The organism is Microbulbifer sp. (genome assembly GCF_036563125.1).
Classification (GTDB): Bacteria; Pseudomonadota; Gammaproteobacteria; order Pseudomonadales; family Cellvibrionaceae; genus Microbulbifer.
The window spans coordinates 1-25,269 of the sequence record NZ_DATCMV010000035.1; the positions used below are offsets into that span (position 1 = coordinate 1).

Consider the following 25,269-nt stretch of genomic DNA (forward strand, 5'->3'; position numbering starts at 1 on the left):
CGCTGGTTGAGACTTGTCTGTGGAACGACGGAAAAACTTACCTATCAACGGATTGCTCGCTCAAGTGTGCGCAGGTCCACCGGGTGCGGACCTGCGTGCCGGCGGGGCCAGAAGCGCTCCCCGGCCAGCATGGGTTAAATAATCGGCGAGTATATCATCTATATGCCGAAAGAGAGGTAGCGGCGTCTTTGGCGCTCAATCCAGCCCGATACCACGCCGGCGGGCAATCCAGTAATCCAGGCTCACGTAGCGCCCGCCACCACCAAATAGCAGCGCCAGCAGCATGATGAAGTAAGTAGCCGCAAACTCGATACCGTTCTTGAGTATGGTGTAATGGCCAGCCTCAGTGAGCCAGGGATAATCGCCGTGCGCCCTGAGGATTTCCACCGCCTTGTCGCGGCGCTCGATCGCCGCTGCAATCAGGTCCCGGCGCCACTCCCACGGCATGGTCAGGGTCTGCTCGGGCAGAGCGTGCCAGCCGTACTGCCAGTGCGCTGTCACTGCCGCCACCGCCATGGTGACGAGCAGCGGAATGGCCGCTAGCCGCACCCCCAGTCCCAGCACCAGTGCGATACCGCCGAGAAATTCCGTCAGTGCCGCGAGCCACGCCAGCAGGTGCGGCGCCGGCAGTCCGAGCCCCCAGTCCGGGTTGCCAAACCACGTCGCCACCTGCTCGATACCCTCGAGCTTGTGCAGCCCGGAGAGGATAAAAATTGGCCCCAGGAACAACCGCAAGCCCAGCAGCCCCAGCCCGTCGAACGGCCGCAGAATCCGCAGGAAACTCCGGTAAATGCGATTGAACCCGCTGTCTGTGCCCTCCATAATCCGCTCCCAAGAATGCACGCACCCGCTGCCCCCGCCATCCGACTGACCCGGAATCGAAGCCTGCAACCTAGCCGGCCCCGCTCCAGACCAGTTTAGCCAGCTGTATAGACCCTCAATGCCAAAGCTCTACAAACGCGCCACAGCCACCGAGCTGCGACATCTCACCAAACTCGGCGGGCCGCTGGTGGTCAGCAACCTGGCAGTGGTGAGCATGGGGGTTACCGATACCATCGTCGCCGGCCAGTCCGGGGAGGTGAACCTCGCCGGACTCGCACTCGGCTCCAGTATCTGGGCGGTGTGCGCGGTAACCCTGATCGGCATGTTGGCGGCAGTCTCCCCCGTGGTGGCGAATTTGCGCGGCGCGCGGGATGAAGCGGGCTGCGCGCAGCAGATGCGCCAGTCGGTGTGGATTGCCCTGGTTGGCGGGCTGCTGGTGGCGGCCGCGCTGCTGGCCGCGCCCCTGTGGAGCCAGTGGATCCAGACCGAGGAGCCGGTGCGCCGGGTGATGGTGCAGTACCTGCAGGCGCTGGCCATCGGTACCCTGCCGTTTGCGTTCGGCAGTGCGCTGCGTGGTTACTGCGAGGGCATGGCCCAGGTGCGCCCGGTGATGCGGATTTATCTCGCCGCCGCGGTGCTCAACATCCCGCTGGATATCCTGTTTGTGTTCGGCTGGGGCCCCATTCCCGCCATGGGCGGTGCCGGCTGCGGATTCGCCACCAGTATCGTGTGCTGGTGCATCGCCATCGCGCTTTACTGGCACGCGGGCCAGGATAGAGCCTATCGGGCACTCGACCTTAAACTGCTGCCACCGCGCCCGCACTGGCCGACCCTGAAGCACCTGCTGGCAGTGGGCATGCCGATCTGCATTGGCGCGGCCAGTGAGGTCACCTTCTTTGCCAGTCTTACCCTGCTGCTGGCAGCCTACGGCGCCACCATCGTTGCCGCGCACCAGATCGGCCTCAGTATCGGTTCCATTTTCTACCTTGTGGCGCTGGCGCTGGCGCAAGCGGTGAGTATCCGTACCGCACAGGTCCTGGGGCAGAATCGCCCCAAGCGCGCGCGCTTTGTCAGTACCGTGGGTATCGGCAGCGGCCTGGTGTACGCGCTGTTCACCGGTGTCGTACTGATCAGCCTGCGGGATCTGTTGGTACTCGCTTACACCAGCAACCCCGACATCATAGCGGTGGCGCGAAACCTGCTGTTGCTCGCTGCGGCCTTCCAGCTGGTGGATGTGACCCAGGCAATGGCCGCCGGTGCACTGCGCGGCTACCGCGACACCCGGGTGCCAATGTATCTGCAGCTGTTTTCCTACTGGGTAGTGGGGCTCGCCAGCGCCTGGTGGATTGGCGAGCACTTCTGGGGGGTGTATGGCTACTGGGTCGGTATCTGTATCGGTCTCGGCACCGCCGCGCTGCTCCTGCTGTTGCGACTGTGGCGCACCTGCGGGCGGCAACTGGACAAGCACCCCGCAGCCGGGTGAGCATGGTCACCGGCCTGCCGCGCAGGCCCGGTGATCGGTCACAGAATGCTGGATTCGCCAAATTTCGCGCAATTCTCCCGGAACCCTTTGGCTATACTCGCGCTCTCATTCCCTGACACCAGAATCTACTGAATTTCTCGCACTGGAGTATTTCATGCGCCGCCGCTCTCTGAGCCTCTCCCTGTTTGTTTCCCTCGCCAGCCTTTCCACGATGTACTCCGCTGCCGTGAGCGCAGAAGAATCCACAGCATTGGAAGCGATAGCGGAGCCTGCCGCGGCCGACGAGCCTGTTTCCGCCGCGCAGTTGAGCACCGATGCCAACGTGGCCCAGGGCGAGGATAAGGCCGAGCAAGACAAGAAGCCGGCCATGCCCCAGGCGAAAAGTATCGAGCTGGACAAGCCTGTCAGCGAGCAGGAGATAGCGGCGCCCCCGACCACGGAACCTGCGGCCGAGAGCGCGCCGGCGGCAGAGCCCGCCCCGCAAACCAGCGCAGAAACCGCCCAGGACGCAGCGCCGGAGGCAGCGGCAACCGAGCCCGCCGCCCCGGTTGGCCGCCCGCTGCAGCTGCTCGGCGCTGAGGTGCCGCCAGCCACCTCTACCCGTCTGGCCTGGTCGCCGAGCCAGCATTTCGAGGGGGTCTACAGCGCGACCCCGGTGCTGGTGGTCAACGGTGCCGAGCCCGGCCCCACCCTGTGCCTCACCGCGGCACTGCACGGCGACGAGTTGAACGGTATCGAGACCGTGCGCCGGGTGATGTACAACCTGGACCCGAAAACCCTGAAAGGCGCGGTGATCGGCGTGCCGATCGTGAATCTGCAGGGATTCCACCGCGGCTCCCGCTATCTCACCGATCGCCGCGATCTGAACCGCCACTTCCCCGGCGACAAGCGCGGCTCCTCGGCCTCGCGTATCGCGCGCTCGTTTTTTAACGAGGTGGTGGTGCACTGCAATGCCATCGTCGACCTGCACACCGGTTCCTTCTACCGCACCAACCTGCCACAGCTGCGCGGCGACCTCACCGACCCCAAGGTGGTAAAGCTGACCAAGGGCTTTGGCTCCACTGTGGTGCTGCATAGCAAGGGCGCCAAAGGCACCCTGCGGCGCGAGGCGGTGGAAGCGGGCATTCCCACCGTAACCCTGGAGGCCGGCGCGCCGATGGTGCTGGACGAGCCCTCCGTGAGCCACAGCGTGAAAGGCATCCGCACCCTGCTGAACCAGCTGGGCATGGTGAACAAGTTCCGCCTGTGGGGCGAGCCGGAACCGGTGTATTACAACTCCACCTGGCAGCGCGCCACCAACGGCGGCATCATTTTCAGCAAGGTGCAGCTGGGGCAAACGGTGAGCAAGGGCGATCTGCTGGGTACCGTCACTAACCCGATCACCAATGTGCGCAAGGAAATCCGCTCCCAGTACAACGGGCGCATCCTGGGCATGGCGATGGACCAGGTGGTACAGCCGGGCTTCGCCGCCTACCACATCGGCATCCAGGCACCCCAGGAGCAGATCAGCCCACCGGAAGAAGTGACCGCGGAACCCGTACCTGATGTCGTGTCAGAACAGGCGCCCGAGGCAGCACCGATCCTGGAGCCCGCGCCGGCGCCACCGGCACAGCCTGCGGAGCAGTCGCAGCAGAAGCTGGATAACGATGAAGGAAGGGACGAGGACTAACGGCCGCTCCCACCAAGTTCGGATTACGTCACTGCCTACTTGGGCGGTGACACCCGGTCAATAATCGGCGTGGGATCGAAGTGCAGCGGTTCAGGCTGCAGGGTGATGTGGTCGATGTCGAAGCGCTGATGCAGGGTCTCGCGCAGGCGCTCCAACACTTTCGGCCAGGCGATGAGATCATCCACCACAATGTGCGCGGACAGGGAAATACTGCGGCTGTCGAGACGCCAGATATGCAGATCGTGCACGGACTCCACACCATCCACTGCCGCCATGGTCTCGCCCACCACCGGCAGGCTCAACTCCCGCGGTACACGCTCCATCAACACGTCCACCGCATCCCGCAATAGCCTCAGGCTGGAAAACAGGATCAGCACGCAGATCAGCACGGACAGCAGTGGATCTATGGGCGTCCAGCCGGTGAAATAGATCACTGCGCCCGCTATGAGTGCCGCCACGGATCCCAGCAGATCCCCCATCACGTGCAGCAGTGCGCCGCGTATGTTCAGGGTCTGCTCGCCGCGATGCAGCACCCAGGCCACAGCGACGTTCACCAGCAGGCCGATAAAGGCAATCAGCATCACCATGCCACCCTGCACCGGCTGCGGCTCCCGCAGGCGCTGAAATGCGGCGATCCCGATACCGATCACGATCAGCAGCATCAGCACCGCGTTGACCACGGCCGCCAGTACTTCCGCCCGCCCCCAGCCAAACGACAGCTCGCGGTTCGCCGGCCGCTGCGCCAGCGCCGCTGCCACCGCACCGAGGGCGAGGGAAAAGGAATCGGTGACCATATGCCCGGCATCGCCGAGCAGGGCAAGGGAGCCGGATATCCAGCCGCCGACGGCTTCCACCAGGGCAAAGGCGAAGGTGATGACGAGCCCCCAGACCAGGGGTTTCAGGTGATTGCTACCGTGGTGGTGGTGCGCGTGCTCGTGCATGGATTCCTTCCCCGACCAGAGTGCTGGGATTTTAATGTCGCCCGAGGGTGATACGTTCCCGCCCGGCATAGTCAAGGCGGGTCTCTATGTCGCTATAGCCGCATTCGGAGAAAATCCGCCGCACCGCCTTACCCTGATCCCAGCCGTGCTCCACCACCAGCAGGCCACCATCCGCCAGGTGCGCGCACGCCGCGCCTGCGATCTGGCGGATGTCCGCAAGTCCGGCCTCGTCCGCGACCAGGGCTGACAGCGGCTCGAAGCGCACGTCGCCTTCGCGCAGGTGCGGATCCTTGGGGTCGATATACGGGGGATTGCTGACAATCACGTCGAAGTTGCGCCCGTCCAGGGCATCAAACCAGTCGCTTTGCAGAATTTCCACATTGGTGAAACCCAGGCGCTGGCGATTCTCCTCTGCCAGTGCCACCGCCGCCGGCATACGGTCGACGGCGACGATCTGCCAGTGCGGCTTTTCACTGGCGAGCGCCAGGGCAATGGCGCCGGTGCCGGTGCCGAGATCCAGCGCCCGCAATTGCTCCTGCGGGCACAGTGCCAGCACGCTCTCTACGAGCACTTCGGTGTCCGGGCGCGGGATCAGGGTTGAGCGATTGACCTTGAGCGGCAGTGACCAGAACTCCCGGCTACCGGTGAGGTGGGCCACGGGTTCGCCGGCGATACGGCGTTGCAGCAGGCGCTCGAAGCTCGCCTGCTGGGATTCATCGAGCGGGTGTTCGGGCCAAGTGTAGAGCCAGGCGCGGGACTTGCCCAGAAGGTGGCAGAGCAACACCTCCAGGTCCAGCCGCGGGCTGTCGCTTTCCGTCAGTTCCACTGCCCGCAACAGGTTTTCCTTAACCGTGGCCATGAGTTCAGTGCTGCCCCAGTGCTGCCAGCTGGTCCGCCTGGTACTCGGTGCGGAGTGCGCCGATAACCTCGTCCAGTGAGCCCTGCATCACCTCATCCAGCTTGTACAGGGTGAGACCGATACGGTGATCGGTAAGACGCCCCTGGGGGAAATTGTAAGTGCGGATGCGCTCGGAGCGGTCGCCGCTGCCCACCAGGTTGCGGCGCGCGTCGGAAATCTCCTGGGCGGCGGCGGATTCCTGGGCACTGTTCAGCTTGGCCTGCAGCAGTGCCATGGCTTTGGCGCGGTTCTTGTGCTGGGAGCGCTCGTCCTGGCATTCCACCACAATGCCGGTGGGAATATGAGTGAGGCGCACCGCGGAATCGGTCTTGTTCACGTGCTGACCACCAGCGCCGGAGGCGCGGTAGGTATCGACCCGCAGATCTGCCTTGCTGATCTCGATAGCGTCGCGCTCATCCGGCTCGGGCATGACCGCCACGGTACACGCTGAGGTATGGATACGCCCCTGGGACTCGGTCTCAGGTACCCGCTGCACACGGTGCGCGCCGGATTCGAATTTGAGGCGCGCGTAAACATCCTCGCCCACCACGCGGGTGATGATTTCCTTGTAGCCGCCGTGCTCGCCGGGATTTTCGCTGATCACTTCGATGCGCCAGCCCTGCTTCTCGCCGTAGCGCGAGTACATGCGGAACAGGTCACCCGAGAAAATCGCGGCTTCGTCGCCGCCGGTGCCGGCGCGGATTTCCAGATAGACGTTCTTGCGGTCGTTGGGGTCGCGCGGCAGCAGCAGGGTCTGCAGCTCCTTTTCCAGCGGCTCCAGCTGGGCTTCCGCTTCGCGCAGTTCCTCCTGGGCCATCTGGCGCAATTCTGCGTCACTATCGTCGAGCATTTCCCGCGCAGCGGCCATGTCGTCCTGCAGGGTTTTGAAGCGCTGGTAGCACTTCACCACCTCCTCGAGCTCGGCGTACTCCCGCGACAGGTCGCGGAATTTGTCCTGGTCGCTGATGGTTTCCGCATCCCCCAACAGGGCGGAGACCTCCTCGTGGCGTTCAACGAGGTGGTCGAGTTTCTGTTGTACCGAAGCTTTCATTACTTGAGATTCTTCTTCTCCGGCGCTGTGGCCGAATTGTGCACGTCCTGGCCGGTGTCTTGCGGCTGCAGACCGATGATTTCCCGCGCGATACGCAGCCGCTCCAAGTCGCCATCGGCGGTGGCCTGGCGCAGGGCCACGGTGGGCGCGTGGATCAGTTTGTTGGTGAGGGTGCGCGCCATCTGCTCCAGCAACTGTTCCGGATCGCCGCCGGCGCGCAGCTGGATCAGCGCTTTTTCAAGTTCGTCCTTGCTCACCGCCTGCGCCTGCTGGCGATAGCTGCGGATGGAGTCCACCGCCTGCAGGCTGCGCTGCTCGCGCATAAATGTCTGTGCCGCGGCATCGACGATATGGTGTGCGGCCTCGGCGGCCTGCTCACGCAGCCGCCGCCCCTCGTCGATCACGCCGCGCAGATCGTCGACCGTATAGAGGTACACGTCGTCGAGCTGGGCCACCTGCGCCTCGATATCCCGCGGTACTGCGATGTCCACCATAAACATGGGACGGTGACGGCGCTGCTTGAGCGCGGTTTCCACCGCGCCCTTGCCGAGGATTGGCAACTGGCTGGCGGTGGAGCTGATGACAATGTCCGCCCGCGGCAGGTACTCGGGAATATCTGCCAGCAGGATCGCCTCGGCGCCAAAGTTTTCCGCCAGCGACTGGGCGCGGCTCAGGGTGCGGTTGGCGACAATCAGTTTCTTGACGCCCTTGTCCAGCAGATGCCGGGCCACCAGTTCGATGGTTTCCCCGGCGCCGATCAGCAGTGCAGTCTGCTGGCCGAGATCGGTAAAGATCCGCGACGCCAGCGACACTGCGGCATAGGCTACGGACACCGGGTTTTCGCCGATGGCGGTTTCGGTGCGCACCTTTTTCGCCACCGAGAACACCTGCTGGAAAACGTTGTGCAGGGTGGAGCCGACACTGCCGGACTCCCGTGCCACCGCATAGGCGGATTTCATCTGCCCGAGAATCTGCGGTTCACCGAGAACCAGCGAGTCGAGCCCACAGGCCACCCGCATCATGTGGCGGATCGCCTGTTCGTCGGAAAATTGGTAGTGGCAACCGGACAGCTGATCCAGCGGCACACCGTGGTAGTCGGAGATCCACGCCAGCAACAGCTCCGGCGCCACTTCACCGTAAATCTCAGTGCGGTTGCAGGTGGAGAGGATGGCCAGCTCGCGGCACTCAAGGGCGGTGCGGGCCTCCGCCAGGGCACTGGGCATCACTTCAGGGGCGAACGCCACCCGCTCGCGCACGGCGACCGGCGCGCTGTCGTGATTTATTCCCAGGGCAATAATTGGCATAGGCTCTCTTTGCGGGTTCTCGTCGTTCCTGGGACACCCTAGGGCGACCCCTCTGCGGCGGACAACTGCCCCGCCGCTGGCTGAAATGGCCGCATATTGTCCGGGCCTGCCGGGCCCTGTGCAAGCGGTATCCCCCTATCCCCCTGATAGCCAGCTCCGCCGGGTGTACCGGGCATTGCAGCCGGTACCGCAGCGGTCCAGAGTGAAAATCGCGCCCCACTCCGCGGATTCCCGGGGATTGGCGGGGTTTAAATAGGTGCTTACTTTGCCGCTGGGGCCCATTGGCGGCCAACGGGTACCAAATTGAGAACTAGAATTATACGGCGATAACCCGGAAAAATACGCCAACAGACGCCCCATCACCCGGATGTGCAGGCAGCAGCGCTGTCTTGCCCTCGCCCCGCGGCACTGCCCCGCCGCGGTTAACTAAGCCATGGTTGGCAGATGGTCGGCGCGAACGTACGGACACGTTTCTATGCAGCTTTTCTTTGCGTCTCTCTTCGCCCCCCGGCTTGCCCCCTCATCCACCGCGAGAGTTCCCGTCACTAACAACGGGACTGCCCGGTCGATCTGGCCTGCACGATCGCAACCACTACAGCGGCGCAGCCAGTTACTGGCGGCGGCGATCTCGGTGGCGGTGTTGTGTGCCTGCAGTCAGCAGCCCCAGCAACCGGGCGCGCAGGGTCCGATCGCCGCCCCTGCGGGCTACGAGGGCAATGCCAACCAGAGTAGTGACGATCAGGGCGGCGCCAATCCCGGTGATGGTGAGAGCACAGACCAAGAGCAAAGTGGAAGCGTGGTAAACGCACCCCCTGCAGAGGCACCGCCCGATAAAAAGGAAAAGCTCAAACCCTTCCCCATCGAAACCTTTTACACCCTGCTGGTGGCGGAAATGGCCGGGAACCGCGAGCAGTATGATCTGGCGCTGGCCAATTACTACTTTCAGGCAGAGCGTACCAAGGACGCCGGCGTCGCCGCCCGCGCCACCCGCATCGCCCGCTTTCTGAACGCCCGCCGCGCCGCACTGCGCTCCGCTCAGCTGTGGGTAGAACTGGAACCGGACAATGCGGAAGCGCAGCTCGCCGCCACCGCCGAGCTGACCCTGGCGGGCGAGCTGGACAGCGCCATGCACCATGCGGAGCGGGCGCTGGAGCTCGGCGGTGATGCACCGCTGCAGTCCGTCGCCGCCACTGTGGTCGACAACGAGGAGCTGGCGGCCAAGGTGCTACCCGAGTTCCAGCGCCTGTCACAGAAATTCCCTGACAATCAGGAAGTATCCCTGGCGCTCGCCATGGTGCTGCGCGCCAACAAAAAGCCAGAAGAAGCCCTGCGCATCACTCGCGTGGTGCAGGAGCAGGACCCGGCACTGCTGGATGCCCCACTGCTGGAATCCCATATCCTGATCGACATGGGGCGCGAAAATGAAGCGCGCAAGCTGCTGGAAAATCTCGTCAGCCTGTATCCGAAAGAGAGCCGCCTGCGCCTGCAGTATGCGCGCCTGCTGATTCGCGATGACCTGGAACTCGCACAACAGCAATTTATCGAACTGGTAAAACAGCGCCCCAACGACGGCAACCTGCTGCTGTCTCTAGCGCTGATCCAGTACGAAACCAAACAATTCGACAAGGCCAAGCCACTGCTGGAAAAACTGCTGGCGATGGAGGAACACGAATCCGCCGCGCACTTTTATCTGGCCGGCATTGCCGAACAGGGCGGTGATATAAAACAGGCGGTCACTCACTACCGCATGGTGCGCCCGGGCAGTGACTACGTGCAGGCAATCACCCACGGTACGGAATTACTCACCGCCAACGGCAATCTCGCAGAAACCCAACAGTGGTTTGAAGAATTGCGCCAGCGCCATCCCGGACAACAGGAGCAGTTTTATCTGCTGCAGACAGAACTCCTGAGCAAACACGGACACCTCAAAGAGGCGCAATCCCTGCTGGCAAACGCCATTAAAACCAACGACGACAGCAACCGCCTGATATACGCCCATGCCATGACCAGCGAGCAACTGGGCGATATCGCAAACTTTGAACTGAGTTTGCGCAAACTGTTGTCCCGCGACCCGGATAATGCGAACCTGCTGAATACGTTGGGTTACAAGCTGCTGTCCTACGACGACCGCCTCAACGAAGCGATGGTACTGATCACCAAGGCGCTGGATCTGAAACCAGACGATCCCGCCATCATCGACAGTATGGGCTGGGCCCACCACCGCCTCGGCAATCACAGTGAAGCGGTGAAATACCTGCAACGGGCGCTGACGCTGCTACAGGATCATGAGATCGCCGCACACCTGGGTGAAGCCCTGTGGGCACTGGGCGAGCGCCAGCAAGCGATGCAGGTTTGGGAGCAGGGATTGCAATTGAACCCGGAAAGCAAACTCATTCCAGAGGCCATGCAACGGCTGCAGGATCAACAAAGACTGGAACAGCATGTTACGGAAAGCTGAAGTTCTCTCTCTGCCCCGATTGTCATCACTGCATCATTTCACACAAAAATTTCTGGCCGCACTGCTGTTGCTGACAGTCGCGGCCTGCAGCTCCCAGAAACCACAACCACAGCAACCGCCGGCACAAACTTCACAGGCGCAGTCCGCCGCCGCACTACAGCGGTGGGAAGTCAGAGGCAAACTCGGTGTCCGCTCTCCGAAGGAAAACGGCAGCGCCAATCTCACTTGGCAGCAGGCCAGTGGCAACTACCGCATCCATCTCAGTGGCCCATTGGGCGCCGGAGCCACAATGATCAGTGGTTCACCCAGTGGGGTCAGCCTGCAGCGCGGTAGCGATCCCGCGGTAATCGCCTCCAACCCCGCGCAATTGACGGAAGAGATCATGGGCTGGCCGCTGCCGGTATCGGAAATGTTCTACTGGGTGCGCGGACTTGTTGCCCCTGGCGCGGTAAGCGGCGAACAGAGAAATGCCCAGGGGCAATTGCAGAGATTGCAACAGGCCGGATGGCAGCTGGAGTTCAGCGGCTACCAGGCGGTGGGGGCATACCAGCTACCCACCCGTATCAAGGCGGCCACTAACCAGGCGGCGGGACCGGTGAGCGTCACCATGGTCATCAAGGAGTGGGAGCCCAAATAAGGCACGTCTCGATTTAGCACCCTGCCGGACGCCCGCTTCGGTATTCGCCAACTCGGGCGGCTGCTACTATAGCCGCCCGTTTTCGCAGCCCGACGCCCGCCACCGATACCATGAACGCCCTCGCCCCAGCCGCAACTCTAACCCTCACCGCTCCCGCCAAACTCAACCTGATGTTGCGAATCCTCGGCCGCCGGACCGACGGATATCACGAGCTGCAGACGGTATTTCAGCTGCTGGACTACGGCGATACCCTGACCTTTATCACCACGGACAGCGACACCATCGAACTGGACTGTCCCGGTGTGGATGTCGCCCCGCAGCACAACCTTATTTACCGCGCGGCACAGCTGATCAAACAGACCTGTGGCAACGAAACCCTGGGCGCAAGAATTTCTGTCAATAAAATTCTACCCGCGGGCGGTGGCGTGGGTGGTGGCAGCAGCGACGCAGCGACGACCCTGCTCGGATTGAATGCTCTCTGGCAGTGCGGGTTAGACACCGATGCCCTCGCCGAGCTCGGCCGGCAACTGGGTGCCGATGTGCCGGTGTTCGTACGCGGCCACTCCGCGTTTGCCGAAGGCGTTGGCGAGCACCTGACCCCCGTTTCCATCGAGCCCCGCTGGTATCTGGTACTGGTTCCCGACTGCCACGTGAGCACCGCAAAATTATTTTCCGATCCGCGTTTGACAAGAGATTCCGCCGCAATTACATTAGCGGCCCTTCGCGACAGGCGGCTGGACGCACAATGGCTCGATGAATATTCGGGCAACGATTTTCAGCCACTGGTCGAGAGCCTCTACCCGGAGGTGTGCCTTGCCAGAGAGTGGCTTGCACAGCACGGGCGAGCATTTCTGACGGGGACCGGCGCCTGTGTATTTGCCGGTTTCGAATCGGAAGCAGCAGCACAAAAAGTGTTTGCCGAGCGGCCCGCGGGCCTGAGAGGCTTTGTTGCCGAGGGAGTGAACATCTCACCCACATACCGGCAACTCGCGAAATTTGCAGTATCGATCCAGACGGATTAACTGCAGCATTGCAGGGGCGTAGCCAAGCGGTAAGGCAGCGGGTTTTGATCCCGTCATGCGAAGGTTCGAATCCTTCCGCCCCTGCCACTCTTTAAGTTTTCAACAATTCATCCCTGAATTGCTGAAAAGACGCTTACCGCGGCGCATGTCCGCGTTAAGCCCCCGACAAATCAGCAAGCTGATTTGCGGGCGGGCCCCTCCCTGGCCCGCTATCGGAGCGCTCGGCACCTTCCGAGATAACTTCAGGCGTAAGCCCTCACCACACACTTGCATCCAATGGTCGCCCAATGAAACGGCATCACACTATCCTGCAAGCAGTTCTCGCTCCGCAACTCACCTGAATTTCACTACTATCTTCTACTACCAACGAAAAAGGTACTCGCAGTGGCTGACTTAATGGTCTTCACCGGCAACGCAAACCCGGAACTGGCACAAAAGATTGTTGACCATATGGCGATACCGCTGGGAGAAGCGGTGGTCAAGCGCTTCTCCGACGGCGAGATCGCAGTTGAGATCACCGACAACGTGCGCGGCCGCGATGTGTTCGTGGTGCAGTCCACCTGCCAGCCCACCAACCGCAACCTGATGGAGCTGATCCTGCTGGTTGACGCTCTGCGCCGCGCCTCCGCCGGCCGCATCACCGCCGTGGTGCCCTACTTCGGCTACGCCCGCCAGGATCGCCGCGTGCGCTCTCAGCGGGTACCGATTTCCGCCAAGGTGGTTGCCGACATGATGGTGAGCGTGGGTATCGACCGCGTTCTGACCGTTGACCTGCACGCAGAGCAGATTCAGGGCTTCTTTGATGTACCTGTGGACAACGTCTACGGCTCCTCCGTACTGCTCGACGATATCGAGCGCCAGAAGTATGAAAACCTGGTAGTGGTATCCCCGGATATCGGCGGCGTGGTGCGCGCGCGCGCGGTGGCGAAGAGCCTGGATTGCGACCTGGCGATCATCGATAAGCGCCGCCCGGCGGCCAATGTGGCCGAAGTGATGAACATCATCGGTGAGATCAATGGCCGCACCTGCCTGCTGGTGGACGACATGGTGGATACCGCCGGCACTCTGTGCAATGCGGCCAACGCCCTGAAAGAGCACGGTGCCATGAAAGTCGTGGCTTACTGTACCCACCCCGTACTCTCCGGCAAGGCAATCGAAAACCTGAACAACTCCGTTCTCGACGAGCTGGTAGTCACCGACTCCATTCCGCTGGGCAACAAGATGGAACAGGCGCCGAAAATTCGCCAGCTGACCCTGTCTGCCATGCTGGCCGAATCCATGCGCCGCATCAGCAATGAAGAGTCCCTGTCCGCGATGTTCCGCTCCTAATATTGAGTCCCCACGACCCAGGCAGCCGCCTTTAGCGCTGGCAATCCCCAGCGCTTCCCCTTAGAATACGCGCCCGCCCGGCACTGCCGGGCGTTTACTATTGGGCCTATCAATAGATTTCGCCCATCTTATAGCAATCCCAGAAGGTTCCGGTCGCAGGTCCTTCTGGACAGACAACCCGAGGTTTACCCCATGTCTGAATTCAAATTGAACGCCAACGTCCGCAACGACGAAGGGAAAGGTGCGAGCCGCCGCCTGCGTCGTGAGGAATCCAAAGTTCCGGCCATCGTTTACGGTGGCAACGCCGAGCCGCAAAACATCGCCCTGCTGCAGAAAGACATGTTCAAGGCTCTGGAAAACGAAGCTGTTTTCTCCTCCGTTCTGACCCTGAACGTAGACGGCAAGGAAGAGACCGTGATCCTGCGCGACCTGCAGCGTCACCCGGCCAAAGCCATCCTGCTGCACATTGACTTCCAGCGCGTTTCCGCTGACACCAAAGTTCACGTGAAAGTGCCTGTTCACTTCCTGAACGAAGACAAGTGCAAAGGCGTTAAAGCCGGCGGCATCGTTTCCCACACCCTGACCGAGCTGGAAGTTTCTGCCCCGGCTGCCAAGCTGCCCGAGTTCATCGAAGTGGACCTGGCCAACCTGGAAATGGACGGCAACATCCACATCTCCGACATCAAACTGCCGGCTGGCGTTGAGTCTGTAGACCTGTCCCACGGTGCTGACCACGACCTGGTAGTTGCCTCCGTGCACAAACCGCGTGGCGCTATCGAAGCTGCTGCAGCGGAAGGCGAAGAGTCCGGCGAGTAATTCCGTCGGCAACTTTTAAGGTAACAGTACCTTGAGCAAGGCTCCGGACACGCCTATCCAGTTAATCGTGGGCCTGGGTAACCCAGGCCCCGAATACGACCGGACGCGGCACAATGCCGGGGCCGACTTTGTCGCCGAGCTGGCCCGTATCCACGGTGCCCAGCTCGCGCCAGACAGCAAATATCACGGCATCTCCGGCCGTGTACGGATCGGCGGCCAGGAAATCCGCCTGCTGATTCCAACCACCTATATGAATCGCAGCGGCCAGGCAGTGGGCCCGCTGGCGAATTTCTTCAAGATCCCCGCCGAGGCTATTCTGGTCGCTCACGATGAGCTGGACCTGCCCTGCGGTACCGCGCGCCTGAAAAGTGGCGGCGGCCATGGGGGGCACAACGGCCTGCGCGACATTATTTCTGCGCTCGGCAACAATCGCGATTTCATGCGCCTGCGCCTCGGCATCGACCACCCGGGCAGCGCCCGCGATGTGGCCAATTATGTTTTGCAGCGCGCGCCCCGCACCGAACAGGATCAACTGGCCGAGGCCATCGACCGCGCGGTGGATGTCATGCCCACCGCAGCCAGTGGCGACTGGAACGGGGCAATGAAAACACTGCATACCAGCGCCAAATAACAGCTTTCCCTTTTTAATTGGCGGTGCACCTCCGGCACCCCAGACCACCACAGGATTCAGACCATGGGTTTTACTTGCGGCATCGTCGGCCTGCCCAACGTGGGCAAATCCACCCTGTTCAATGCCCTGACCAAAGCGGGCATTGACGCGGAGAACTTCCCCTTCTGCACCATCGAGCCGAATGCTGGCATCGTGCCGGTACCGGACCCGCGCCTCGACAAGCTGGCGGAGATCGTCAAGCCGCAGAAAGTGATCCCCACCACCATGGAATTCACCGACATTGCCGGTCTCGTAGCCGGTGCTTCCAAGGGTGAAGGCCTCGGCAACAAGTTCCTCGCCAACATCCGCGAGACCGACGCCATCGCCCACGTCGTGCGCTGCTTCGAAAACGACAACGTGATCCACGTGGCCAACCGCGTACACCCGTTGGCGGATATCGAGGTGATCAACACCGAGCTGGCGCTGGCCGACCTGGATACCGTAGAGAAGGCACTGCAGCGTTACAGCCGCGCCGCCAAGGGCCAGGACAAGCACGCCATCCGCATGAAGGCGCTGCTGGAAAAGATCCAGCCGCACCTGAATGAAGCCAAGCCGCTGCGCTCTTTCGGCCTCGGCAGTGAAGAGCTGGCCGATCTGCGCGAGCTGAGCCTGCTCACTGTCAAGCCCACCATGTATATCGCCAACGTGGATGAAGACGGCTTCGAGAATAATCCTCACCTGGATGCAGTGGCCGCCATTGCCGCGGAAGAGAATGCTGTACTCGTGCCCATCTGCAACAAACTGGAATCCGAAATCGCCGAACTGGACGACGATGAAAAACTGGAATTCCTCGAAGGCTTGGGCATGGAAGAGCCTGGCCTGAACCGCGTGATCCGCGCAGGCTACCAGTTGCTCGGCCTGCACACCTACTTCACCGCCGGTGTGAAGGAAGTGCGCGCCTGGACCATCCCCCAGGGAGCCACCGCGCCGCAAGCGGCCGGCAAGATCCACACGGATTTTGAAAAAGGCTTCATCCGCGCGGAAGTCATCAGCTACAACGATTTTGTCGCCCACAAAGGCGAAGCCGGTGCCAAAGAGGCCGGCAAATGGCGCCTGGAAGGCAAAGAGTACGTGGTGGTCGACGGCGACGTGGTGCACTTCCGCTTTAACGTCTGATCCCCTGCTCCCTCCCCTTCGGCCCGACCCCGGGCCCGCTTCACGGGGCTCCACAAGAGCCCCGCGAAAGCCCAGGTGGCTTCTTCCGCCAGCCCATTTCGCAACTGAGCCTCCACAACAACACCACAGGTTGCCATGTACCCATCCAACTGGAGAGTCGGCCTGCCCTTGGCGCTGACCACCGCATTTATGTGGGCTCTGCTGCCCATCGCCATGAAAGGCCTGATCGCCGACATGGACTCCACCACTATCACCTGGTATCGCTTTTTTGGCGCGGCGCTGTTCGCCGGCGCCTATTACGGCTGGAAGCAGGAGCTGGAGCTCGGGCAACTTTTTCGCGGCAAAATGCTGCCTTATACCCTGCTTGCGGTGGGCGGTCTTCTCGCCAACTACATCGCCTATGCCACCGGCCTCAACTACATCACCGCCGGAGCTCTGCAGGTCCTGATTCAGCTTGCACCACTGCTGCTGCTGGTATTCAGCGTAATCTGGCTGGGAGAGCGATTCTCACCGCGACAGTGGCTGGGCGTAATTCTGGTCTGCGTAGGCTTTGCCCTGTTCTTCAACCTGCGGATCCAGGAGCTGGTCAGCGGTGAGGATCGACAGTACCTGTACGGTGTCGGGCTGGTGGTTTTTGCCGCACTGACCTGGGCGGTGTACGGCCTGTTCCAGAAAAAGATCGTGGCACAGTCCCGCCCCCACAACCTCCTCACACTGATCTATATGGCCGGGACCCTGTGCTTCCTGCCGGTCGCCAAGCCCGCCCTGGCCCTGCAGCTGGACGCTCTGGGCTGGGCGCTACTGCTGTTCCTTACGGCCAACACCCTGATAGCGTACGGCGCCTTCGCCAAGGCGATGGCCTCCTGGGAGGCCTCCCGGGTCAGCGCCACCCTGGCCCTGATTCCCCTGATGACACTGGCCCTCAGCAGCGTTATCAGCGCCCTGTGGCCCGATTACATAGAGGTAGAACCGATGAACTGGATCAGCTGGCTGGGTGCCTTAACCGTGGTCCTGGGCTCATTACTGGCCGCTATCGGTCGCGGCCGCTGATTGGCGCCCAAAATACCCAGCGCGCGCTAAGCCACTGATTAATTTAGTAAAAATAGTGTTGACACACCCAATTCATCTCCCTATTATTCGCGGCCTCGGTTAGCCGAGTTTGGTTGTGGCAAGATAGCTCAGCTGGTTAGAGCGCAGCACTCATAATGCTGAGGTCGCGAGTTCAAGTCTCGCTCTTGCTACCACTTTCCGCCTGTGAGACAGCTCTCACAGCACCTTTACAGGGGCGTAGCCAAGCGGTAAGGCAGCGGGTTTTGATCCCGTCATGCGAAGGTTCGAATCCTTCCGCCCCTGCCATATATAAAAAAGGCGATCCTTTACGGGATCGCCTTTTTTATTTCCACCCCATTCGCCCAATCGCAAAAGATTCACCCTTCCCAAGATTCCCCTGGAATTTCTACACCATTTGATCCCCTGCATATGTGGGCGCGCCATGCATCCCTGCGTCGCCAGTGCGCACACGCGCCCTGCGCAACCCCAGCGCACGCAGCAACTCGAAACCACCAAGACAAAAGAGCACCGCGAGCAACGCCAATACGGTACCTGTCATACCCAATAACTCTCGCTCGGAGGCGCAGGTCCACACAAACTGCACAATGCACAGCAGGGCCACGACAAGCAGGGTGGGTGTGCGCCCGACCAGCGCAACCACGAACACACCCAAGGGCGCTCCCAGCGCGACTACCGGCGCCGCAGCCAACCAGTTACCGAACACCCCCGGCTGCCAGTCACCCGCGAGTGTTTTAACAACCACGCCCACCACAGAGGAAAACGCCATGATCACAACCGACGTGGGGATTGCCACCTTCAGGTCCACCCGACTCAACAGCACCAGCGCGGCATAGACCAGCATATCGATGCCGACCCCGGTCACCGACACCACCGCAAAACCGGCCACAGCCCCCAGCATCAACCCCACACGAAAATCTTTCGGGCAGCGCGGGTCTCCCCCGTGATCATGGGAGGTAATCTCCCGCAGTCGGTACAGGTGTAAAACTCCGAAACTCCCCCAGATCACGGCAAACACCAGCTTTACCCACAGTTCGGGCACCAGCGGTGCAAAAAACAGGATACCCAGAGGCGTCGCAAACAGGCTGCCGAGCAAAGCACCGCGAAGCATGGCCCACGCCAGAAGTTGTCGCCGACAGAAAATAAAGATGCTGGCACTGACCATACCAATGGACTGCACCGCAAAACTGAAATCCCGGCCAAGACTTGCCGGCATATCAAAAAGAAGAACGAGAATAGGAAAACCGACCGTACCACCACCCATTGGAGTGGAACCAGCGGCGTAACTGCCAAACGCCATGGAAGCCGCCATGGGCCAATTCTCAACCACGACGGGCCATAAGCCCTCGCCCACCACATACAACGCCCAAAAGCCGTAAAAGCCACACAACCAGATCAGCCAGAGCGCATAACGCGCAATCAAGTGCCTCATGGAAACCACTTAGCCTCTAGCTTTGGCGTGTACGGTCCGAAGAAATTCCTCGTGATCCATAGTTCCGGATTTTGCCCGGCTCAGAAGCAGGGAAAAACGCGAGAAAATCGCGTCTACCTCATTTTCCGACATTGCAAAACGCGGTGACGGATAATGCTGCATCCCATACAGGACGTAGCGATAATTGGTATCTGTAAAGATACTCGCATAACTGCCGGCAAAATCCTGATATTCACAGATTTTACGCTCCCAAAGTGGGAGCTTGGACTTCAGCCAAGCACACCCATCCAGCGAAGCAGGTGCCGCCCGCCAAAAGTCACTGTCGTCTCGATTGGATAGGCAGTAATGCAGCACTATGAATTGTTTGAGATCCTGATAAAACCCACGCATTTTCTCATTGTAGGAATCACGCAACTCTTCGCTGCCATCGTCCCCAGCCAAATGCGTCGCCAGTAGACCAACCCCAAGGTGAATCATATGCAGGCCCGTGGATTCCAGAGGTTCAATAAACCCCCCCGACAAGCCTATCGCCACGCAATTTCCAACCCAGGCACTCTGTCGACAACCGACGTTCATATCCAGATGTGAGCATTTGATTACGCTGGACTCAGCCCCCAGGAATGCCCTCAGCTCGCTTTCCGCCTCTTCGGGCGAAAGTCGCTCGCTGTCATAGACGTATCCACTTCCCTGCCGGTTCACCAGATCAATTTGCCAAGCCCAGCCACTGGAAAGGGCCGTAGCAACCGTATATGGGCGAGGCTTTTCGCCCGCAGGCAGATCTCGCTGAATAGCCACAGCCTTATCACACGGAAGAACATCCCGGAAAGATACCCAGTTATCCTTCTGTAACTTTTCTATCAAAAGCCCCCGAAACCCGGTGCAATCAATAAAAAAATCACCGGCAATGCGCCCCTGGTCCGTACCCACGGATTGAATTTTCCCGGACACGACTTCCACATCAGTAACGGTGGCTTCGATATGTCGAACTCCCTGTTCAACCGCTTTCCGCCGCAGAAACCGCGCCAACAGCGTTGCATCCAGGTGGTATCCATAAGGAGCCACAGCCTGATATTGAGGCGAGGAAATATTCTTTGGACAACGCCCCCACTTGATCAAGTGGGAGTTAAGACTCACCCCCTCATCATAACGCTCTCTTGCCTGACGCTCCCCGACAAACCACGCGCTGGAAATATCTACGGATCCACCAGGCTGCTGCTGGTCAAATGGATGAAAATATTCATGAACTTCACCGTCGACAGCCTTCATCCAATTACGGAACATGATTCCAGACTTTATGGTCGCATTGGTCTCAGCCATCAGTTCAGTTTCATCGAGCCCCATTGCCCCAAAGAAAAAACGAATACTGTGGACGGTTGCCTCGCCAACACCAATGATCCCTATATCAGGACTCTCGATGACATTAATATGAAAGTTCTTTGCCTCTCGATTGAAATAGCGATTCAAGTAGATTGCCGTCATCCAACCGGCGCTACCCCCACCTACAATATTCAATACTTTCATGGCGTGAGACTGCATAAAGCTCTAAATTTTTTGCAAACCGTACTTTTTGATTTTATCGATCAAGGCACGATGGCCCGGCAACCTGCCGAGCAACTGATCGGAAAAGTTCGCAATGTCTTTTATTCGACCCAAGGCATCCGGCATTGTCGGTTGGCGCCCGGAAACCATGGCATTGATATCTGTTTTAAATTCCATACCGTAGAGAACGTACTGGAAATTTGCCAGATTGAAGATTTCCAATTTACTCGGAAACTCATACGCGCTGGGGGGCTGACACTTCCACAGCTGGAGTTTTTCTTGCAGCGAATCGGGAATGGAGGACTCCAGACAATTGTCAACCCAAAAGGGATGATCCCTGCGCTGGCTTATACAGTAATGCAACTTGATAAAATCAATTACCCGATCCCAAGCGTACTGCACCGATCGATTAAATTGCCGGGCAACAATAGGCATCACCGAGCGACAGGCAGGAAAAGTGTCTGCCAGCATTCGCGCGGTTGCGTCGTATACCAATATCCCCGTCGCCTCTAATGGCTCTACAAAGCCCTGGGACAGACCAATAGCCACGCAGTTGTTTTTCCAGTAGGTTTCCCTGTGCCCAACGCGCATGGGGATTTTCCGGACGTTTAACTTTCCGGCATCATCCCCCAGATACTGGCGAAATACGGTTTCAGCACGATCGTGGCCCGTATGCGCACTGGAATACACATATCCAGTACCGCGTCTTTCCGACAGACCAATATCCCAAGTCCAGCCGCTTTCCTGAGCCGTCGAGATAGTAAAACTCGGGATAGGCGCATCTTTTTCGGCATACGGCAGTTGAGCCGCCAATGCGTGATCCGCAAAGAGAATGTGTCGTTTGTCGACAAACCGTACACCCATGGACTCACCAAGCAGCAATGAGGCGAACCCAGTACAGTCTACAAACAGATCCGCCTCTATCGTTTCCCCGGCTGCAGTAGAGACAGAAACGATATCGCCAGAATCATCACGACTGACTTGCTGTACGTCCGCAAGCACATGTCGCACACCAAGCTTTTCCACTCCATGACGGGTTAACAGCCTGGCGAACTTCGCAGCGTCTAAGTGATAGGCATAGCTCACGATACCGTCGTATTCCGGCACCGTCATATCTTTCGGGCCAAGCCCCCTATCGCAGATCACGCCTTGCACAGACACGGCATCAACGTAACTGCGATCACCATCCATTTGCAGCCAACGCGAGGTCAGATCGCCCACGCCGCAATCAGGATAGTCAAAAACATGATGATAAAACTCTGGACCTGGCGATCCAGAAGGGCGAACCCAGTGCGCAAACTTGATGCCCTGCTTGAACGTAACATCACACTCGCGCACAAACTCGGTTTCACTGATTCCGAGGTAACGGAGTGACTCTCTAATCGCAGGGACAGTGCCTTCACCGACACCAATAGTGGGGATATTTTCAGACTCCACCAGTGTTACCTGAACACCAGCAGACGAAGACGAGCCAAGTTTTTTGGCAAGGTGGCATGCTGACAACCAGCCAGCTGTGCCACCCCCGACTACCAAAACACGCTTGATTTGATCACCGCAATCGATAGTCATAATAACGGACAGAATTCAACGATCAGGCACCAGCCTGCATTTTGGCCAGACGGGAAAACTGATGCATGGAGCCCAGCTGCGCGTACAGCGGAGCAAGGAAACCACGCTTACGGAAATCCGCGAAGTCTTCTTCGCTCATTTCACCCAGTTTCTTCTCATCCACCATGTAGATACCGCCCAGGTTGATCTTCTCTTCCCCGGCATTGATAGCAACGTTCTGGGTAGTGAGGAGATCTTTCTCAGCCAGAATAGTGATGAACGCCTTGGTCATCTGGTCGCTTTCCAGGTAACCAACCAGCGCCTCTTTCTTGGCCTTCAGGTACTCGGTTTCTTCGCCGGAGTCAGTGAACAGGGCATTACCCTCTTCCTCACCCACAACAGGGCTATTCTCTATCAGGCCCACCATCAGGCGGTCCTTGCTCTCACCCGCGGGCGCCAGAACAAAGGGATGATTACGTACGGCGCCCGGAACGAAAACACCTTTCCACTTTTCACCGTCGACGAACAGGTTTTCGCCTACTTTCAGGCCCAGCAGTGCAACAGATTGGAACTGACCAGTTTCAGAATTCTTGACAAAAACGATCGGGTATTCTGCACCGAGGCGGGCGAATTCATGCGCAGTAACGGGCAGCATGTGTGCGTTTTTGACGTGCTCAAAGGTCCCCAGCTCACGAACTTTCAGTTTGCCGTGAACATCACTGCGCAACGGAACGATTTTTGGGGCTTCTACTGTGGCCATACAACACCTTATTTAATTTGAAGTTATTCTAGAGAAACCCGCCTAGTATATTTTTCATACGAAAAAAGGGAAGCAAAAACTTCCCTTTTTCCGGTACATCACGCAATCATTTCGCTATCAGAACTTGTAAGAAGCTCCAATGTTGATGCGACGCGCAGTTTCGTACTCATACAGCGGGAAGCCGGAGGTAAAACCAGTTCCGGGTGCCGGTTCAGCGTTGTTACCAATCTGAACAGACTCTTCCGCCAGCAGGTTATTCACGTCGAGCTTAACATCCAGGTTTTCGGTTGCATACCAAACCGCACTCAGATCCAGACTACCGAAGTCGTCGTGCAGGCGGTTACCGTAAGAGCCTGACTCGCGGATCATGTACTCACTACGCCAGTTGTAGGCGATACGGGCGGAGAACATGTCGTTCTCATAGTAACCGGTCAAGTTGTACACATTCTCGGAGCTATCGCTCAGGAACGGATTACCATCGGTGAAGGTTGCCTTGGCAGTGTCGGTGTCGGTCCAGGTGTAGTTCACAATTGCACCAAAGCCGTTACCGAAGTCTTGCTGGTAACCCAGTTCAATACCGGTAATTTCCGCGCTTTCGCCGTTGTCTTTTTCCTGAACAAGCCAACCGAACGCTGCTTCGCTCTCCGGCAACTCAAACGGAACCTCACTGGCGGCTGCACTGTACTCGCTGATAGTTACAAAGTTGCTAACATCTTTGTAGAAAACACCAGCGGAAACCAGAGAACCTTCAGCGAAGTAGTATTCAACACCAAGATCGAATTGATTGGCGAGGAACGGTTCCAGGCCAACATTACCAACAACCCAATACTGGTTGTTATCGATCTCATCGTTTGCGCCAATGGGGCTCGGGTTTACATACATATCCACATACTGCGGACGGGCCATTACCTTCGCAGCAGCCGCGCGCAAAACAACATCATCACTCAGGCTGTACGCCAGGTTGAAGCTGGGCAAGGCAACAGAGTAATCAGCGTCAGTTTCGGTTCTTACGCCGTCGATGTAGTAAGTAGAGGTCGCATCGGTAGTCACATAACGGACACCGAAGTTACCGCGCGCATTACCGAGTTCGTAGGTCGCCATTACGTAGATAGAGGAGTTGGTCTCGTCGATCTCGCTGTAGGAACCCAGATCCTCTACTTTTCCGGTAATGGATGCCTTGGCCCAAGCCTTCAGGGCATCGTCGTCCAATTTCGGGATTTCGTAGCTTCCAGCGCCGGCTTCAATGGTGCCGCTCAGGATACCATCGGTAGAGATTACCGGGTTGAAATCATCTGCCTGAGTGAATACAAAGCGACGACTGGTCGAATTGTGGTCAGCTGTTTTGATACCAGTCTTGATGGAGTTGACAGCACCGAGCTCAACATCAAATTCAAGATCTGCCTGGAAGTAAGCCTCCTCGTCGGTCTTGGGTGTCGCATTGAAGTTCGCACCGGTACCCATTGCCAGAGAGCCTGGGTCGTAGCTACCGAGGTCGAAACCATTCAGGTCCCAGGTCTGGCCGCCGCTCATGAAGTCGTAAGAGGCACCATCGAGTGCAAAGCCGCCGGAACCATCGTCGACAACCATTTCAAAGTCGGTGCCACCGGTCGAGGAAGTCGAGCCAGCCTGGACACTCAACTCGTAGCCTTCACCAGAGTAAGTTACAGACAGGTCGTAGACGTCGGAGTTCATGGTCGCTTCGCGCGGACGAGCCTGCAGGTAAGCTACATTGAGCGGGCCACGTGCAGTGGTTCCATTGATCTGGTCTTCCGGATCAACGTCAACGCCACACCATCCACAGTTGCCCTGCGTCAGCCACAGCGCGTAGTTGGTGTTATCCGCTTCCATTTGCATGTCGATAGCGTTCAGGACGATATCGAGGTTTTCAGTCGGCTGGTACTGGAAGGTGGCGTTGATAGCAGAGCGCTTACGCTCCTGCTCGAACGCTACAGGGCCCGCGCCCCACTCCCAAAATGCTTCATTACCCTGACGCTGCAACAGACGCTCTTGAGATACCGCGGAAACCAGAACACCGAAGGTTTCAGAGTCATTTTTCCAGCTCGCCAGACCTGAGAATTGCGGGTCGGTGGAATCGGAATCAGACTGCTGTGAGGCTTCAACGGAAGCGCGCACAGTCAGGGCGTCCAGTTCCAGCGGCTTGCGGGTGTTGATAACAACGGTACCACCTACACCACCTTCGGCGAGGTCAGCCTGAGAGGCCTTGTACACTTCGATGTTACCGACCAGTTCGGATGGCAGCAGTTCATAGTTGAAGCTGCGCTTGGCAGGTTCCAGAACGAACCAGCCGGTAGACGCAACATTCTGGCCATTCAGGGTGGTAAGAGTCAGGTCGTTACCAGCACCGCGGATAGAAACGGCTGCACCTTCGCCAAATTGGCGCTGGATGGTCACACCGGGTACGCGCTGCAGCGATTCTGCAACGTTTTTGTCCGGGAATTTGCCGATATCCTCTGAAGAGATCGCGTCGACAATAGAATATGAGTCACGCTTGGTACTGAGAGCGTCCTGCAAGGAACCACGAATACCGGTAACGGTAATCTCTTCCAGGGCTGCTTCCTGAGCAACTGCCAGCGGAGCCACGAGGCTACCACCCAGTACAGCTGCGCTGATCGAGAGAGCGAGTTTGTTGCGCTTAAGCATCGATTTCCCCTTCCTTTTTTATAGATATAAAGGTTTGGTTAGAAA

General features: G+C 59.1%; 20 protein-coding genes and 3 tRNA genes. 13 read left to right on the plus strand and 10 right to left on the minus strand.

The window, feature by feature from the left end; all coding sequences use genetic code 11:
* Positions 1–195 precede the first annotated feature (195 nt).
* A complete protein-coding gene (locus tag VIL80_RS02610) occupies positions 196–822 on the minus strand; it encodes an HvfX family Cu-binding RiPP maturation protein (protein WP_332034602.1) in 627 nt (208 codons plus the stop codon).
* 118 nt (positions 823–940) lie between these two features.
* Here VIL80_RS02610 and VIL80_RS02615 point away from each other — a divergent pair, with 118 nt between their 5' ends.
* Together VIL80_RS02615 and VIL80_RS02620 are read left to right on the plus strand one after the other, a co-directional pair.
* On the plus strand, positions 941–2,305 hold the full coding sequence (locus VIL80_RS02615; RefSeq protein WP_332034603.1) for an MATE family efflux transporter: 1,365 nt from the start codon (positions 941–943) through the stop codon (positions 2,303–2,305).
* Positions 2,306–2,459: 154 nt separating this feature from the next.
* A complete protein-coding gene (locus VIL80_RS02620; RefSeq protein ID WP_332034604.1) occupies positions 2,460–3,974 on the plus strand; it encodes a succinylglutamate desuccinylase/aspartoacylase family protein in 1,515 nt (504 codons plus the stop codon).
* Between the two features lie 35 nt (positions 3,975–4,009).
* Here VIL80_RS02620 and VIL80_RS02625 read toward each other — a convergent pair whose 3' ends face one another.
* Genes VIL80_RS02625 through hemA form a run of 4 tightly spaced genes read right to left on the minus strand, consistent with a single transcriptional unit; the run spans position 4,010 to position 8,168 of the window.
* Positions 4,010–4,915 carry a cation diffusion facilitator family transporter gene (locus VIL80_RS02625; protein ID WP_332034605.1) on the minus strand — a complete coding sequence of 302 codons (906 nt, stop codon included), beginning with the start codon at positions 4,913–4,915 and terminating at the stop codon, positions 4,010–4,012.
* Between the two features lie 31 nt (positions 4,916–4,946).
* On the minus strand, positions 4,947–5,774 hold the full coding sequence (gene prmC, locus VIL80_RS02630) for a peptide chain release factor N(5)-glutamine methyltransferase (RefSeq protein WP_332034606.1): 828 nt from the start codon (positions 5,772–5,774) through the stop codon (positions 4,947–4,949).
* 4 nt (positions 5,775–5,778) lie between these two features.
* Entirely contained in the window at positions 5,779–6,864 is a 1,086-nt protein-coding gene (gene prfA, locus VIL80_RS02635) for a peptide chain release factor 1 (protein ID WP_332034607.1), read from the minus strand.
* Positions 6,864–8,168, minus strand: a complete 1,305-nt coding sequence (hemA, locus tag VIL80_RS02640; protein ID WP_332034608.1) for a glutamyl-tRNA reductase — start codon at positions 8,166–8,168, stop codon at positions 6,864–6,866. The genes prfA and hemA overlap by 1 nt, the downstream gene beginning before the upstream one ends.
* 631 nt (positions 8,169–8,799) lie before the next feature.
* Between hemA and VIL80_RS02645 the strand changes: the two genes are divergently transcribed.
* The 11 genes from VIL80_RS02645 (at position 8,800) to VIL80_RS02695 (ending at position 17,572) form a co-directional block, all read left to right on the plus strand.
* Positions 8,800–10,626, plus strand: a complete 1,827-nt coding sequence (locus VIL80_RS02645) for a tetratricopeptide repeat protein (protein ID WP_332034609.1) — start codon at positions 8,800–8,802, stop codon at positions 10,624–10,626.
* Positions 10,610–11,263, plus strand: coding sequence for a lipoprotein insertase outer membrane protein LolB (gene lolB / locus VIL80_RS02650; RefSeq protein ID WP_332034610.1), 654 nt, complete (start codon positions 10,610–10,612; stop codon positions 11,261–11,263). Before VIL80_RS02645 ends, lolB begins: the two co-directional genes overlap by 17 nt.
* A gap of 110 nt (positions 11,264–11,373) precedes the next feature.
* Positions 11,374–12,285, plus strand: coding sequence for a 4-(cytidine 5'-diphospho)-2-C-methyl-D-erythritol kinase (ispE, locus tag VIL80_RS02655; protein WP_332034611.1), 912 nt, complete (start codon positions 11,374–11,376; stop codon positions 12,283–12,285).
* A 12-nt stretch (positions 12,286–12,297) separates the two neighbouring features.
* A tRNA-Gln gene (locus VIL80_RS02660) sits at positions 12,298–12,372 on the plus strand.
* A gap of 309 nt (positions 12,373–12,681) precedes the next feature.
* Positions 12,682–13,614 carry a ribose-phosphate pyrophosphokinase gene (locus tag VIL80_RS02665; RefSeq protein WP_332034639.1) on the plus strand — a complete coding sequence of 311 codons (933 nt, stop codon included), beginning with the start codon at positions 12,682–12,684 and terminating at the stop codon, positions 13,612–13,614.
* 192 nt (positions 13,615–13,806) lie between these two features.
* The gene (locus VIL80_RS02670; protein ID WP_332034612.1) at positions 13,807–14,430 is read left to right on the plus strand and encodes a 50S ribosomal protein L25/general stress protein Ctc; all 624 of its coding nucleotides are present in this window, start codon (positions 13,807–13,809) and stop codon (positions 14,428–14,430) included.
* Between the two features lie 31 nt (positions 14,431–14,461).
* Positions 14,462–15,061, plus strand: coding sequence for an aminoacyl-tRNA hydrolase (pth, locus tag VIL80_RS02675; protein ID WP_332034613.1), 600 nt, complete (start codon positions 14,462–14,464; stop codon positions 15,059–15,061).
* A 63-nt stretch (positions 15,062–15,124) separates the two neighbouring features.
* Positions 15,125–16,216 (plus strand): redox-regulated ATPase YchF, encoded by a 1,092-nt coding sequence (ychF, locus tag VIL80_RS02680; RefSeq protein WP_332034614.1) that lies wholly within the window; start codon positions 15,125–15,127, stop codon positions 16,214–16,216.
* 168 nt (positions 16,217–16,384) lie between these two features.
* The gene (locus VIL80_RS02685) at positions 16,385–17,266 is read left to right on the plus strand and encodes a DMT family transporter (protein ID WP_332034615.1); all 882 of its coding nucleotides are present in this window, start codon (positions 16,385–16,387) and stop codon (positions 17,264–17,266) included.
* A gap of 117 nt (positions 17,267–17,383) precedes the next feature.
* Positions 17,384–17,460 (plus strand) — tRNA-Met (locus VIL80_RS02690).
* A 37-nt stretch (positions 17,461–17,497) separates the two neighbouring features.
* Positions 17,498–17,572: transfer RNA gene (locus VIL80_RS02695), tRNA-Gln, on the plus strand.
* Positions 17,573–17,672: 100 nt separating this feature from the next.
* On the opposite strand, the gene VIL80_RS02700 is transcribed toward VIL80_RS02695, so the two are convergent.
* From VIL80_RS02700 to VIL80_RS02720, 5 genes are all read right to left on the minus strand, one after another.
* Positions 17,673–18,716: a sulfite exporter TauE/SafE family protein gene (locus VIL80_RS02700; RefSeq protein WP_332034616.1), complete on the minus strand. Its 1,044-nt coding sequence runs from the start codon at positions 18,714–18,716 to the stop codon at positions 17,673–17,675.
* A gap of 9 nt (positions 18,717–18,725) precedes the next feature.
* A complete protein-coding gene (locus VIL80_RS02705; RefSeq protein ID WP_332034617.1) occupies positions 18,726–20,237 on the minus strand; it encodes a tryptophan halogenase family protein in 1,512 nt (503 codons plus the stop codon).
* 21 nt (positions 20,238–20,258) lie between these two features.
* Positions 20,259–21,824 carry a tryptophan halogenase family protein gene (locus VIL80_RS02710; RefSeq protein WP_332034618.1) on the minus strand — a complete coding sequence of 522 codons (1,566 nt, stop codon included), beginning with the start codon at positions 21,822–21,824 and terminating at the stop codon, positions 20,259–20,261.
* Positions 21,825–21,846: 22 nt separating this feature from the next.
* Positions 21,847–22,563 (minus strand): SapC family protein, encoded by a 717-nt coding sequence (locus tag VIL80_RS02715; RefSeq protein WP_332034619.1) that lies wholly within the window; start codon positions 22,561–22,563, stop codon positions 21,847–21,849.
* A 117-nt stretch (positions 22,564–22,680) separates the two neighbouring features.
* Positions 22,681–25,224, minus strand: a complete 2,544-nt coding sequence (locus VIL80_RS02720) for a TonB-dependent receptor (RefSeq protein ID WP_332034620.1) — start codon at positions 25,222–25,224, stop codon at positions 22,681–22,683.
* Between the last annotated feature and the right edge of the window lie 45 nt (positions 25,225–25,269).